This is a genomic window from Methanolobus sp. ZRKC4 (genome assembly GCF_045291305.1).
Classification (GTDB): domain Archaea; phylum Halobacteriota; class Methanosarcinia; order Methanosarcinales; family Methanosarcinaceae; genus Methanolobus.
This window is the reverse complement of record NZ_CP146983.1, coordinates 470,260-483,723: the sequence shown is the minus strand read 5'-3', so window position 1 is coordinate 483,723 and position 13,464 is coordinate 470,260. Positions and strand designations below refer to the sequence as shown.

At 43.9% G+C, this 13,464-nt stretch carries 21 protein-coding genes and 1 pseudogene; 3 read left to right on the top strand and 19 right to left on the bottom strand.

Features of this window, described 5'->3' with window-relative positions:
* Nucleotides 1–104: 104 nt before the first annotated feature.
* The 3 genes and pseudogenes from V7O67_RS02450 to V7O67_RS02440 form a co-directional block, all read left to right on the top strand.
* Nucleotides 105–821 (top strand): annotated as a pseudogene (locus V7O67_RS02450) (IS5 family transposase); the annotation flags it as partial.
* A 235-nt stretch (nucleotides 822–1,056) separates the two neighbouring features.
* Entirely contained in the window at nucleotides 1,057–2,352 is a 1,296-nt protein-coding gene (locus V7O67_RS02445; protein WP_342303621.1) for a UDP-glucose/GDP-mannose dehydrogenase family protein, read from the top strand.
* Nucleotides 2,353–2,397: 45 nt separating this feature from the next.
* Complete coding sequence (locus tag V7O67_RS02440; protein ID WP_342303622.1) at nucleotides 2,398–2,658, top strand: hypothetical protein; 261 nt, start codon at nucleotides 2,398–2,400, stop codon at nucleotides 2,656–2,658.
* 88 nt (nucleotides 2,659–2,746) lie between these two features.
* On the opposite strand, the gene V7O67_RS02435 is transcribed toward V7O67_RS02440, so the two are convergent.
* The 19 genes from V7O67_RS02435 to V7O67_RS02345 all read right to left on the bottom strand — a co-directional run bounded on the left by V7O67_RS02435 (nucleotide 2,747) and on the right by V7O67_RS02345 (nucleotide 13,328).
* Nucleotides 2,747–2,968, bottom strand: coding sequence for a hypothetical protein (locus V7O67_RS02435; RefSeq protein WP_342303624.1), 222 nt, complete (start codon nucleotides 2,966–2,968; stop codon nucleotides 2,747–2,749).
* A gap of 18 nt (nucleotides 2,969–2,986) precedes the next feature.
* On the bottom strand, nucleotides 2,987–4,228 hold the full coding sequence (locus V7O67_RS02430) for a hypothetical protein (protein WP_342303625.1): 1,242 nt from the start codon (nucleotides 4,226–4,228) through the stop codon (nucleotides 2,987–2,989).
* Nucleotides 4,229–4,232: 4 nt separating this feature from the next.
* Nucleotides 4,233–4,802 carry an HK97 gp10 family phage protein gene (locus V7O67_RS02425; protein ID WP_342303627.1) on the bottom strand — a complete coding sequence of 190 codons (570 nt, stop codon included), beginning with the start codon at nucleotides 4,800–4,802 and terminating at the stop codon, nucleotides 4,233–4,235.
* 4 nt (nucleotides 4,803–4,806) lie between these two features.
* Nucleotides 4,807–5,079, bottom strand: a complete 273-nt coding sequence (locus V7O67_RS02420; RefSeq protein ID WP_342303629.1) for a hypothetical protein — start codon at nucleotides 5,077–5,079, stop codon at nucleotides 4,807–4,809.
* Nucleotides 5,079–5,432: a hypothetical protein gene (locus V7O67_RS02415; RefSeq protein ID WP_342303631.1), complete on the bottom strand. Its 354-nt coding sequence runs from the start codon at nucleotides 5,430–5,432 to the stop codon at nucleotides 5,079–5,081. Before V7O67_RS02415 ends, V7O67_RS02420 begins: the two co-directional genes overlap by 1 nt.
* Nucleotides 5,433–5,434: 2 nt before the next feature.
* Nucleotides 5,435–5,797 carry a hypothetical protein gene (locus V7O67_RS02410; protein ID WP_342303633.1) on the bottom strand — a complete coding sequence of 121 codons (363 nt, stop codon included), beginning with the start codon at nucleotides 5,795–5,797 and terminating at the stop codon, nucleotides 5,435–5,437.
* Between the two features lie 18 nt (nucleotides 5,798–5,815).
* Nucleotides 5,816–6,019, bottom strand: coding sequence for a hypothetical protein (locus V7O67_RS02405; protein WP_342303634.1), 204 nt, complete (start codon nucleotides 6,017–6,019; stop codon nucleotides 5,816–5,818).
* 9 nt (nucleotides 6,020–6,028) lie between these two features.
* A complete protein-coding gene (locus V7O67_RS02400; protein WP_342303635.1) occupies nucleotides 6,029–6,895 on the bottom strand; it encodes an encapsulin in 867 nt (288 codons plus the stop codon).
* Nucleotides 6,896–6,905: 10 nt separating this feature from the next.
* Complete coding sequence (locus tag V7O67_RS02395; protein ID WP_342303636.1) at nucleotides 6,906–7,436, bottom strand: hypothetical protein; 531 nt, start codon at nucleotides 7,434–7,436, stop codon at nucleotides 6,906–6,908.
* On the bottom strand, nucleotides 7,436–8,422 hold the full coding sequence (locus V7O67_RS02390) for a hypothetical protein (RefSeq protein ID WP_342303637.1): 987 nt from the start codon (nucleotides 8,420–8,422) through the stop codon (nucleotides 7,436–7,438). The genes V7O67_RS02395 and V7O67_RS02390 overlap by 1 nt, the downstream gene beginning before the upstream one ends.
* Before the next feature lie 161 nt (nucleotides 8,423–8,583).
* Entirely contained in the window at nucleotides 8,584–8,922 is a 339-nt protein-coding gene (locus V7O67_RS02385; RefSeq protein WP_342303638.1) for a DUF86 domain-containing protein, read from the bottom strand.
* Nucleotides 8,923–8,932: 10 nt separating this feature from the next.
* Nucleotides 8,933–9,244 carry a nucleotidyltransferase family protein gene (locus V7O67_RS02380; protein ID WP_342303639.1) on the bottom strand — a complete coding sequence of 104 codons (312 nt, stop codon included), beginning with the start codon at nucleotides 9,242–9,244 and terminating at the stop codon, nucleotides 8,933–8,935.
* Between the two features lie 284 nt (nucleotides 9,245–9,528).
* Entirely contained in the window at nucleotides 9,529–10,401 is an 873-nt protein-coding gene (locus V7O67_RS02375) for a minor capsid protein (RefSeq protein ID WP_342303640.1), read from the bottom strand.
* A 94-nt stretch (nucleotides 10,402–10,495) separates the two neighbouring features.
* Nucleotides 10,496–11,527 (bottom strand): hypothetical protein, encoded by a 1,032-nt coding sequence (locus V7O67_RS02370; protein ID WP_342303641.1) that lies wholly within the window; start codon nucleotides 11,525–11,527, stop codon nucleotides 10,496–10,498.
* A 6-nt stretch (nucleotides 11,528–11,533) separates the two neighbouring features.
* The gene (locus V7O67_RS02365) at nucleotides 11,534–11,731 is read right to left on the bottom strand and encodes a hypothetical protein (protein ID WP_342303642.1); all 198 of its coding nucleotides are present in this window, start codon (nucleotides 11,729–11,731) and stop codon (nucleotides 11,534–11,536) included.
* Nucleotides 11,728–11,883 carry a hypothetical protein gene (locus V7O67_RS02360; RefSeq protein WP_406670717.1) on the bottom strand — a complete coding sequence of 52 codons (156 nt, stop codon included), beginning with the start codon at nucleotides 11,881–11,883 and terminating at the stop codon, nucleotides 11,728–11,730. Before V7O67_RS02360 ends, V7O67_RS02365 begins: the two co-directional genes overlap by 4 nt.
* 59 nt (nucleotides 11,884–11,942) lie before the next feature.
* A complete protein-coding gene (locus tag V7O67_RS02355) occupies nucleotides 11,943–12,122 on the bottom strand; it encodes a hypothetical protein (RefSeq protein WP_342303644.1) in 180 nt (59 codons plus the stop codon).
* Nucleotides 12,123–12,326: 204 nt separating this feature from the next.
* Nucleotides 12,327–12,776, bottom strand: a complete 450-nt coding sequence (locus V7O67_RS02350; protein WP_342303645.1) for an SEC-C metal-binding domain-containing protein — start codon at nucleotides 12,774–12,776, stop codon at nucleotides 12,327–12,329.
* A gap of 9 nt (nucleotides 12,777–12,785) precedes the next feature.
* Nucleotides 12,786–13,328, bottom strand: coding sequence for an IS1096 element passenger TnpR family protein (locus V7O67_RS02345; protein WP_342303646.1), 543 nt, complete (start codon nucleotides 13,326–13,328; stop codon nucleotides 12,786–12,788).
* Between the last annotated feature and the right edge of the window lie 136 nt (nucleotides 13,329–13,464).

Here is a 13,464-nt window from a genome sequence, read left to right as displayed (position 1 = left end):
CAGAAGCAGTAGTAGAACTTGTAACTCGATTACTTGGGATAATTGAACATCAATCTCTCCAAATTGCACAACTTGAAGAGCGTGTCAGGCATTTGGAAGAAATGCTTGAAAAGCAGTGTATTGACAGGATATCCTTTAGGAAATTCCTGGGATTTCCTGAATATGTACCAGACAGTACAACTGTCTGGTCATTCAGGAAGAGAATTATCGACAATGGTAAAGAAAAAGCGGTGTGGGATGAAATGCAGAATCAGCTTGATGCTCTTGGTTTGAAGATTAAAAAAGGAATGATCCAGGATGCAACTTTTATTCACTCAGATCCAGGACATGCAAAAGCAGATGTACTCAGAGGAAAAGATGCGAAAACAAGAAGAAGCAAAGATGGAACCTGGACTAAGAAAAATGGTAAATCTCACTTTGGATACAAACTTCATACAATTATTGATAAGGATTATGAACTAATCAGAAGATTTGAGACAACAACTGCATCACTTCACGATTCACAGGTTGATCTGTCTGAAAAGGGTGAAGTGGTGTATAGAGATAAAGGATATTTTGGAGCAATAGCAAAAGGTTTTGCAGCAACAATGCAACGAGCTGTAAGAGGACATCCTTTAGGAATAATGGATATCCTCAGAAATGAAAGAATAAGTGTGAAAAGAGTCCCTTGCGAAAGAGTGTATGCAGTGACAAAAGAAATATTTAAAACCAGAAAGGTTCTTGTTACAACTGTAGAAAGAGTGAATGCAAAAATGTTGATGACAGCTTTTTGTTTTAATCTGCATCAATTGAGGACACTAAAAACCAAAGGAATAATCTAGGATAGCGGAAGCTATACTAAAAATAAGGATTAATGAAGAGAAATAAACAAAATGATAAAAAATGAGAGGATATAATTGAGTTTGAATACTTTAATGATCTAAAATGAGGGAATATCGAAATCCTCTTAAGAATATATAATAAATTGCTTTTTAAAGATAATATTTCATAAAATCCCACAACCCCAATCCTAATATACACTCCCCAACAATCTTCTACCACAAGGAGAATCTCATCATGAAAGTATCAATTATAGGTTCAGGCTATGTCGGATCGGTCTCAGCCGCATGCTTTGCAGAACTTGGTCACGAAGTAATCTGTATTGACATTGACGAGGAGAAGGTAAAACAGATCAATGCAGGTATTGCACCTATCTGGGAGGAGGGGCTGGATGAGCTGATGGAAAAGCATACGCAGAAGAATCTCATTGCCACATCAGATTATGATTATGCTGTGCAGAATACCGATGCTTCATTTATCTGCGTTGGGACACCGTCGGGAGAAGACGGGAGCATTGACCTCTCAATTGTGAAAGCTGCAAGTGCCAGCCTTGGACGGGCGATTGCGAAGAAAGATCACTATCATGTTGTTGTTGTCAAGAGCACTGTAGTGCCTGAGACAACTGAGAAGGTCGTGCTGACTACAGTTGAAGAGCACTCCGGCAAAAAGGCAGGTAAAGATTTCGGAGTTGCAATGAATCCGGAGTTTTTGAGAGAAGGCAAGGCTGTCTATGATTTCATGCACCCGGACAAGATCGTGGTTGGTGCGATAGATGAGAGGTCATTCTTTGTAGTGTCCGAACTCTACCGCAAGCTGGACTGCGAGGTCACGCACACCAATACCAGGACAGCCGAGATGATCAAATACGTCAACAACTCATTTTTGGCAACCAAGATATCTTTTGCAAACGAGATTGGCAACATCTGCAAGCAGCTTGGAATCGACACCTATGAGGTCATGGATGCCGTGGGCACTGATTTCAGAATAGAGCGCAACTTCCTCAACTGTGGTGCCGGTTTTGGCGGTTCATGTTTCCCAAAGGATGTCAAGGCTCTCATAGGCAAATCAAAGAACATAGGGTATGAACCACAGCTACTGAGATCTGTGGTCGGTGTGAATGACAAGCAGCCCCTGAAGATGGTGGAACTACTCCAAAAAAAGCTCGAGAATCTCAAGAACAAGAGAATCGCTGTGCTTGGTCTGGCCTTCAAGAACGACACCGATGACATCAGAGAATCCCGCTCAATTCCGGTAATAGCTGAACTGCTGCGACTTGAGGCTGATATTGCTGCATATGACCCAATAGCAGAGGAAAGCATGAAGAAGCTCTTCCCTGAGATCACATATTGCAAGAACTCATCCGATGCCCTGCAAGAGGCCGATGGATGCCTTATAGTGACAGAATGGGACGAGTTCAGGAAACTGGACAGTGAATTCAACGTCATGGCAAACAGGGTAGTCATAGACGGCAGGCATCTGATAAAACCAAAAGATATCAGCGTTGATATCGATTATGAAGGACTTTGCTGGTAAGCGAGCCAGTAACAGAGAACAGTATTATTATCAAAGGAGGAAGCCATGGCAGATGCATTTACCATTGCAACCGGGGAAAGGAGAAAGATAAAAAGCAGCCTTTTCGGAACCTCCTTAGATATAATGTACGGTGGGATGTCCGATGATAATTCATTTTCTATCGGGCTTCTTTTATCAAAAGGTTACCAGGGACATGGGCTGAATCTGTTCTATCCTAAAAAGTCCACGTATATCAGGCTGGACAAACAAAAATACTATGTCCTTAATGTCACTCCTGAGAATATAACACTTCAATTATCTGAGTGAAAATCGAAGGATTTTAATACCTTCGATAAAAATGACAGGTCTGTTGGTGGACAGACCTTGAAAAACGATCAGCAGATAAAAGAAGACATCAACGGCAGGTTACACTCAATTGACCAGACCGTTCGAAGCGTGGAAAAACGATTGCGTGCAGTGGAACGCAAGCTCTCCCTGGATATCCCTCCAGAGGTGCATCACCTATATTCTCGGAAGGAACTATGAATAACCTGAACCCTCCCTCTGATATTGAACTGCCATCGGTAAACCCAGTGCCTACCACATACGTTCCGAATATCACCGGATCAAATGCCATCAGCAATCTTCCTGCATGTTATGCCACATATTTTATAGCAAAGTTCAACCTGGCTGTGCTGTCCGGGGAATCAAGAGCCTTGCAGATATATTTCGTGGTTTCCCCATCAATTGCAATCACATCACCGTCAACAAGCCCTGCATCTTCTGAGAACTTAAAGAACAGTTCACTCTGGTATATAGGAGTGAAATTGTCAATAGAGTTACAAATGACCGGTTTTACAAAATACACTTTCCCATTTCCAGTACTTTTTAGAGCGTAGCGGTTATTGTAAGCATGATACCAGAACTGGATTCCCTGACCAATAGTACGGGTTTCATATGCAAATGGCCTTATCATAGGCATGAACTCAAAGTAATCATGATCGTTGGAGTCTGTCCATGAGACACCTACATTTCGCTGTGTGAAACAATAGAAATTGGTCAATCCATCGCTGTATTCTTTTGTACCCATATGTTCTACTACTGTAATAAACGAAGATTGCCTGTCATCCACAGAAACTGGCTCCGGTTTTGCCATCAGTGCAAACCCGGATGAATCTACCCATAGATAGTAGGTCAGAATCATGGAATTCAGATATGCCTGAGGGGATGAATCATCTCCCTGAAAACCAATAAATGTCTGGCTATTGGTTGTCCCATAAGTATGGTTCACACTATTGGTAATGCGAACCACCCGGTCTGATATCGCGGTCTTGCCACCGCTTGTGAGGGTAGCAGCAGAGCTGGGAGTATAGGAATAATCCACCTTGATCCCTTCTGCATCTGAAATAACAGTGGAATCCGAGATTCTGGCGATGCAGGTGTATCCATCGGAATCTACTGCTACTACATAATCGGTGTTCCTGACGGCTGCAGTGTCTGATGCATCCGTAACCACTATGCTGGAAACTTCGGTCCCATCTCCGTTCCTGTAATTGAGCCTTACAAAATCAGTGTCTTCTAAAGTATGTGCTTCATCGGTCACGGATACAGGAGTCCCTGCAACTGTTGCATATGCATCCAGGTCACCTCTTATGGTGTTCAGGTTCTCCAGGTTCACTTCCATCATATCGCATTCGATGTATGCGACATGTTCCTTGATGCCAACCTTCACGATACCGGCGTTATCGGATTTAACCTCGACATCTTCCCATTCCTCCTTGAATACTGCATTGCGAATGGCGCCGATATTGACAAGCGATCCTATGGATGTGCCTATCTCCAGTTTACCAGATCCGAACCGGATGGCATTTGAGTTTTGTACTGTTGTTTGTGCCATGTTATTACCTCATGTGTATGATCTTGAAATCTATTGGAACGTGAAAAATACTGGAAACATCTTCTATGGCATCATGAGACCCCAGGTACGCTATTTGCTTGATGGGGTTCCCATCGGCCACACCTTTGTACCTGTTCAGACAGTCGATGACGGCATCTGAGAGCTGCTGAAGCTTGAGGTTGATCGCCTTTTCAATCTCATCCGTGTTTTCATCCAGAGCAGGCCTGAGGAAAGGCCTTGGTTGCTGATGGTATCTCCGTCCCAGGGAATCAGTGTCATTGAACCCCTTCTCGAGACGCATTGCATAGTTCATGGTGGAGCCGACCATTAACTCACATCGTTCGTTCGACTTTTCAACAGATACAGGGTTAACCTCTGCAAGGTTGCGGAACAGGTTACCTGTTATCCTGTGTGGGAAATCATCACCGCCTTTTCTGGAATTCTCCTGGGCAGCCCTTACAACAACATCTCCTCCTGCAAGCAGACCTTCCTCCAGGATGTCGGCAATGTCCTTGCCCATCTCTTGTAGGTTCTTTTGCAGCTTTTCCATTCCTTTGACTTTGAACTGGAACATATCATCACCAGATTATCTGGACAATCATCCCTGCCAGCTGCAGGATCACAACGATCATTAGTCCGACAAAAGCATTCCTTCCAAGCCAGCGGTTCTGTCCCTCTTCCAGCATACGGATCCTTTCTTCATGGTCCTCGATGGAGCACTTCTCAAGTACGCGAATTCTCTTTTCGTGGTCATCGAGCTGACAGCTCATCTTGTCAATGCCTGCACGAACGTGCTTGACATCGTTGTGGGTCTCGATTATTTTATCATAAGTGTCAGAATCGATCTCCATTATTCCACCGCCTTGAGCTTACATTCATAATGATGAACAGTAGAGTTGAACAGCCGGGTGATTGGTGTGACAAACAACACCTCATAAGAATGGGAGTAACCAGGAACTGCACTGCTTATGGTATCACCAGTTTTCACAACAACATCAGAAGGCAGTATCACTGAAATCTCTAAAATACTGTGCTTCCCGCTTTCAAGCATGTCGATCTGGCCCGGATTATCTGATGCCAAAAAACGACATGGGGATGCGGTACTGTTCTCTGTATATACAGGAGAACCGTATTCATCCGTCCCGGACTGGGTATTTGAAATAATGGTACACTCGTGGATCAGAGCAATGGCATGGATGGACATCCCTATTCTTCGCTGTTCACCGTTCTGACACCACTTCTGCCATATGGGATAGAGAAAGCCCGATGCTTGTACCTGTTTATGTATGAAGCGGCCTTCTTACGATGAATCTGTATCTCTGTATCAACATCGTTTGACTGCTGTTCGGACCCCAGTTTGACCTGCTTTGCAAGTTCACCGGTGTACTTCATTCGTTCCAGAACGGTTGCTGCTGACAAATGTACGCAGGCTATGCTCAGTGCAGGTTCCGTGCTCTCCATACTCGCACCGGTTTCTAGAGATATCTCTGCAGATGTGTGGGTAATGATGGCAAGGATATCATCATCTGAAACTGATTCAGGAGACACGATGGTTTTTACTTCTGACACTGAGCATAGCATCTAAGTTCACTTTCCGGGTGCTTTTCGTTTTGGAGTTGTCTTTTCAGATGAACTTTCATCTGGTTCTTCATCTTCGAGTATCAGAAGGGTATTGCCCATTCTTTCAGCTCTCTCTGCAGGGATATCGAACACATCTCCCTGCCTGAACTTCATCTCCTTTCCATCAAGATCTATAGCAAGATTTCTCACGTTTACCTGGACTTTGACCATTTTCTCACCTTAGATAGAACTGGTCTTGCAGATTGCCACGTTCTGTTTGATCCTCAGGATCCCGGCACTGTAAACACGACCGTTTAGATCACCTGTATCAGGGTGCTTTGAATCTACTCCATGCTCTGTCTTGAAATCGGACGTCATGTAGAAGTCGACATAAGGTTCTCCGACGTTCTCTGTGGGACTGACAAGCCCTGTACCTGCAGTCAGTGTGTTGGTACCGAATACCTGGCCGCCGTTGAGCATGTCCAAGATATCCGGCATTTCCTTGATACCATTTGCACTGCGGCTGGCCATTAGCTGCCTGCGCTGTGTGGTTGCAAGTACCCAGTTGAACGAAAGACTGTCAACAGGAATGCCATCATCGTCCATGAGCTCATAGACACCTGCCAGAGCATCTGTGGCATTTCCATAGGTCCCGAAGTCCTTGCTTACAGCATAATCATTGCCTGCTTCCTGGTACAGTCCATTCATATCATAATTTGTACCGTCATTGCTGACACCCATCATGATGGCTGCATTCTCTGCCTTTGCTGCCTTGTATGCTGCAGAGATGGAAGACGCTTTATCGACATCCACTCCACTTCTAAGCCAGCTCTCATAAATACGCCTGTCAACCGTGTAGTCCTTCCAGTAAACAGGTATCTTTGAGTTGGTCAGGGAGACTTCGACCTTATCTTCATTCCCATCACGGAAACCATAGGATACGTATCCGTCACTGACATCTGTAATCTTACCCCAGTCAACAGAAGTTATACCAAATCCCTTCTCAGGAGTCACATGCACAAGTTTCCTTCCAATGAGTGCGTTCCTAAGAGCAGGGACAAGGGAGGAGTCTATTTCTTTTGAAAATGTTGCGAGTGCGTTTGTCATGTTTTTTACCTCATATGAGACTCAGTACCAGGATGTCTGAAGCAGCAGAGGAAGCGTCCACTGACTGCTGTGTTATCGCGACAACAAGACCTTCATCAGGAATGGAACCGCTGACTATCGCCCCGTTTGCTGCTCCGGATGTAACCGGGGTGGAACCGGTATCAACCACGATAGATGTTGCAGCGGTAAGCTCACCGTTTGCAGCGGCTACGAGCCTTGTTCCCTTTGTGACGTTCTGGCCTGATGCAAGTCTGCCAACTATCAGGAAACCTCCGCCGTACAGGACCGCAGCCATGTCATTCTGAGCGTAGATGGTGTCAACGTCAGTGGGCATGAAAACAGGATTTGTCTGCTCATATCCAAGCCATCCCAATGCAGGACCTGCTGCGGTGTTTACTACCATGTCATCGTCGTTGGTGCCCCTCTTGACCAGACGACCTGGGTACATGTTTGTGTCAGTTTCGATTTTAAGCTCCTGTTCCAGAGGCTTACCACCGGCTACTATTTTGTTTGCCGGTTTCACAACACCTGAATATGCCACTATTCCACCACCCATTCATTCTTGGTACTGTCCCATCTACCGACAGTACCTGTACTGACTGAACTGGGGTATCTGACACTTTCAGCAGTTGCTCCGAGCTTGATACTTCCCAGATCCTCTGCAAGCTTCTCGATATCGGATGCTGTCAGATGCTGGTAGTCCTCGTCTTTTGTCTCGAGGTTCAGATCCTTCCTGGCAGCCGTGAGACTATCCATTGCATTTGCTCTCCTCTGCTCTTCCTTGTATGCTACAATCTTGGCAGTGGCGATCTCATCGGCTTTGCTTGCCACCAGTTCCTGGACTTTTTCCAAAGGAATAGATGCAGCCTTATCCTTTTCATACGATGCGACCACTTTTTCGAGGTCACCTACCTTCGTTTCAAGTTTTGCTTTAGCAGCTTTCAGATCCTCGATATCCTTATCTTTGACTCCATTGTCCTTTTCGAGCTCAGCAAGCTTTTCATTCGGTGAAGGATCTCCACCGCTGTTAGAATTGTCTTTGTTATCTGTCACAGGATCACCTGATGCGATGATTTTGAATTGATGAATGTTACGTACCGCTACCTTTCCGTCCTCGGCTGCTGCAATGTTCCAGGTTGCCTGCTCCCACGCAGGATTCTGGACAAGGGTCAGGGACCTGGCCTGGACTCCACTGGCCCAGTTATCGTCAATAGAATCTGCCAGAGAATAAACACTCCAGGTATTTTCCCAGGTCCCATCCTGAATCTTTCTCTCTGCCACTGAATCGGTTACTGCTGCTCTTGCTTTGATCTCAGATCCTTCACGCCAGGCATCGACAATCCTGCCAATCTCAGCATTCGGATCCTCAGAAAAGTCACATTCGTGTGGAGAATCCCGTGGGCAAATCCGAAGCACAGAATCTTTGAGAGAAGAGATGGCATTCTCTGCTTCTGAAAATGGAATTCCCCATCCGTTTTTGTTTATCTCGCCGAGTGGAAATGCAGTACCTTCAATAGTGATAGCCATCGACGTTAAAGTACAAATACAACGGGTATAAAAAGATTATACAAATGAAAATTGGAAGAAATGATATAATGTCCAATTTAAGTCACGCTTTATATAAAAGATGTGAACGTTTTTACACATAAAGTTCGATTCCCGGTAGGAAAGGTTAAGTTTTTTCCTGCTCAATCGATCTCAACCAGAATTGCCCGGATAGAATCCCTTAAACCAATCAGACGATTGCCAACAACATCCCACACAATCACATAATCGATTCCGAAATAACCATGAGCTAAGCAATCCCGCATACCGGCAATCACTCTCCATGGAACGTTAGGATAACTTGTTTTAATCTCATCCGGTACATTCTTAGCGGCTTCACCAATGATTTCTATATTCTTCACAACTGCCTTCTGGGTTTTCCTATCGTTCAGAAATTCACTGAAGTCCATTCCTGAAGTGAACTCTTCAATCTCATCAATCGCTTCAACAATATCAGTTAAAAATAACCTGTACTCACGCATGAAAACCACCTTATGCATGCGCATAAATCACTTCTGAAAAAATCCTGCTCTTCAATTCATCCCTTACAGCACGTTTCGAGATGATATCCACCTTTGATTCGAACTCGTCTTCAAGAAAAATTCCAAGGGCTGCGAGATCAAAAAGATCCGCACCTTTCTCAAACTCAACAAGGAAGTCAATATCGCTGCCGGTCTTGTATTCATTCCTCACCACCGATCCAAAAAGGCCTATTTCCTTTACCTTGTAGTTTATTTTCAACTCCGGAAGCAGCTCATCCAGTCTTCCCAGAATAATATCCCTTTTGATCATATTGATTCCCATATGAGACCTCTGATACACATTTTGGAGGTTCTTTTTATATTATTGCTTTGGTTGGGATTGTCTGACTACTCCCATGAATTCATTCATGAGAGTAGCATTATTTCAAGTATTAGTTTAATAGATTGTAACAGATTCTAATAGTTTAGACATTGGGTTATTGGTACATTCAGACAGTATCTCTATTTTAGTGTCATTCAGTACGGGCTTGTCTTTACTTGGGCCTCGACTTGGGCCTTAACTTGGGCCTTAACTTGGACCCACCGGATTTACATCACTAAACAATATTATAAATCAAATAAAATGTGCTCTACCATTAACCTTTTCTCAATATCCTTGTCCAAGATGAATTTAGATATCCGATATTTGCCATTGAACCTGTCGATATTCTCAAAGACTTTCTCTACAACATTCTCATCAGCCAATTCCTTAAGGAATTCTCCGCTCTGACCCAGATGATGGTGAAAGTCACGGTTCTCGAACTCTGTATCAGAATCAATTTTCTGGGCAATCTGCACAGGTTTAAGTCCTGATCGGCAGCTGTGATGGAGCGGAGGACGATACAGGTCCACAGAACCCTTTGATAGGTCGAACACTGTCCCATGCAAAGTCCTGCACTGATCACTTGTCCTATCATCAAGTTCAGCATCGAACTCGACATATTCCACTCCACGTTGTCGATACCGGTACACTGTTGTGTTGGTGGCGACATCTGCAGTGAAGGTCCTGGCAAACCTCACTGCTTTGTATCGTTCTCCTCCCCAGAGGTCTACTATCCTTTTGGCCAGCTGATTGGGATGCATCGTATAGATTGCTTCATCTTTGAGCATCTGGACGATAGATTCTACAACATTATCTGCCAGCTCTGTGGATATCCTCACAGCTTCTTCTGTTAGTACATATGAATCTTCGATTGCAGCCGCAGAGATTTGTTTTAGTTGATAATCTGCATATAGCAACGATTGTTTGATGACCTCGGTGATGATACTATCCAGTTGCTTCAAATAGGTCCTGGAACCAAATTCCCCACGAACATTGAGGACAAGCTCTCGCTCATAGTTCATGGTCCTTAATCTGAATGCCCTCTTCATGGTTCGCTCTAAAAGGGAGATAAGCTTATTCTCGACCCGGATCAGTTCTGGAGATTTCAGGAGTGACATTATATCGCCTGCTTATGTAATATTCGTGAAACACAAAGCAACGAAAGCAAGAATAAGTAACCAGACCACAGTTGCAACAAGAACAAGGCTGTTCTTATGCCTGATCATTCACCTTCCACCGGGAATCCCCCCATTTGAGAAGCTGCTCTCTTGTGAGAACTCCACTATTGTACCATTCTATCACATCACGGGATTCCAGCTGTGGCCGACTAAGCTCCTCGAACTCTATCCACACAGAATCTTCCGCCTTGTTCATGAGTCGAAGCCGCATATTGATGGCACAGTTGGCGATGTTTTGGACAATATGCTGCAGACCTTCCAGGACAACCATACGGTCCTCTTCGGATACATATCCGGCAGCATAGGTAGATCCTTTTGTATCGCCCATGCTAAGAGGGGACTGCAACAAGCCTATTTGGATATCTGTTTCCAGTGATTTCTTGAACGACATGACATCCAGCGAGCCCTTTGCATCAACGGGAATAACATCCAGGCCAACAGCAGCAATATCCTCGTTCTCCGAGAGGTACTTGTGTTCGTCAAGCCATGCATCTATGACCTTCTGAACAGTATCCCATGCATTATAGGAGCCACAAACCACGTCACTGAACTTCATGATTTTTCTTTTAGCCTTGTCACTTTCATTGATAACAATAGACCCAGTTGGAGGAGTGAGAATCTCCTTCGGATTCATTTCGCCTGCGGTAAAATCTTCCGGGAGAATCGTTGTGTTCTGCATGAGCAGGGGAATCAGAGAGAAGTTATCTGCATTTCCGGTTGGTAATGCCACATATGTTCCATCCCTGCAGAGAAGCCTGGCAAGTGTCTGCACCTGCTCAAGGAAGTTGATCTTAGTGGACCATCGCTCAAAATCTTTAACGATCTTAGAACCGGTTCCATCGAACTGCATGCCTTTGACTAGGGAAAGTGCCAGCTTGTTCAGAGATGTGGAAACATGTGGAGTGCAGGTTGAAAGTTGCTGGTAATACTTGAACCGATTATCGGTGTCGAAGTTCTGATACCCTCCAAACTTCGTCGATGTATCTGTCCTTTTCACGCCAGCAGAGGCCATAAGAGTAATGGGCTTTGTATCTGGATCATTGATTGTGGCATTTAGGCGGACCATAATACCTCATAGATGGTTCTTGATCAGAGCCTTTACTTCTGCAGCTGTGATCTTACCGTCTTCCAGTGACTGCAAGACTTCGTAGACAAAGGACTTACGCTCTTCTGCGGTCTTGTTCTTCCACCAGAGCTTTGTCCTTATGACTATGCCTGCACCAATTCCTATCAGGAAAGTAGCTGCTTCAGTTGCATACGATTCGATCATGGTTTGCTGCTCCTTGGTTCGTGTTGGCCACACCACTCATCAGAGGGAACTACCGGAAAACCAAGCTTCGCAACCGGAGACTCACGTCTGCAAAAACCGTATGATGGAGCAGTTGGCTTATAAAATGTGCATGTAGAACAGGTATCACTCATGCAGTGGAATCTGAATGCTGCAACTATATAAGTTTAATACATTTCCAGAAGAGGGGAACTTACATATCGTCGTTCTCTATGAGTTCAGAAAAGTTGAGGTCGACAACAAACAAAGCACCGCATGTTTTACAATAGTATGATTTTCTCCCAGAAGGAAGGCGGATAAGATTAGGATGATTGTATTCACATCTTGCAAAGAATTTGTCGCCTTCAATCTCTACGGTTGCTATCCAGGACATGTTGTTGCCTCGTAAGTATTCAGTGAAAACAGTACGTATCGACTTTATATATATTGTGTGGTGCCTATAAAGTACCTTCATTTTTCTCCTATAATGCACAAATACGGCTCTGTAGAACCTCTGTCAAAATAAAAATCAGCTTGATGAAAATGAAGATATAGCAATATCACACCACAGTTTGAAAACAATGTTTTTGAGATCTTGTTAATGCTTAGACCTTGTTACGAAAATTCTCGAATCACTAGGTAACACTTTATTTTCGTTTTCCTCGCATTCCGGGCAAGGTGCACCCCAGCCTTCTTCAATTAATTCCCACTTACCATCGTCTTCCAATATGTACAATCTTTCTATTTCAGAATGTCCGTGTTTGCAGAACAGATCAACTTTCAGATTGGTAAACGTCTCACCTTTGTCGTCGAAGGTATTTTCAATTGCAACAGGCTCAAAGCCTGCATTACGTATGGATTCAAGTATCTCTTCTTTAGATTCGAACACGTACTTGTCATGACCGGGTAGACACGATGATACATAAGTCGACTCCGTGCGTTCCATGAAAGATTTCTTTTCTTCTTTGTCCTTGAACATGCAGCATTTTTTGTACTTCTTACCACTACCACATGGGCAAGGGTCGTTTCTTCCTATTTTATCTGCCATGTTATCACTTTATGAGAGTAATTCTTCTGCATAATGACCATCATGCTCCTCTTCCAGGCAGTCCTCACATAGAAGCACTTGTTTGTGTTCCTCCTCCGAACAATCAATACAGATCCACGTAGCAATCGTTTTCTTTTGTATTTTCTTACAGGATACACAATATCGGTTTCTTGTTTTGTTCTTAGAAGTAATGCGGGGATATTTCGCTCCGGCCACCGGTTCTACAATTTTCTCTAGCTTAATTACGTGCTGTATATCATCACCAAAGTCATAAACATACTCCATGATGCTGCCTTCTACAAGTTCAAGTTCATCAATCTTCTTCTTAGCACCAGCACCACATCCGTCTGGTTCAATTTCGCCAAAACCCTCTGATCTCCACACCTTGCCTGAAAAGAACTCACTCAGGTGATAATCATCGTGATTGAATGCTTCACGCATGATGCTATCCAAATCTCCAAGCGTTTGACCACCCTTTATTTCTATACGGCGCCAGATACCTTTCCTATGTTTCAACGCAGCATTAAAAACGTATACTTTGTTATTTACCATAATAAGCCATCCAAGGTTACCATTGTAGCTAAACAAGAACTTTTATAATCTCCTCCCAAAAGTAGTTTGCTGCGGTTATATTGTAGCTATATAGATGCTAAAACAGTACCAACTCTAATTTAAATTGTTCTTGTCT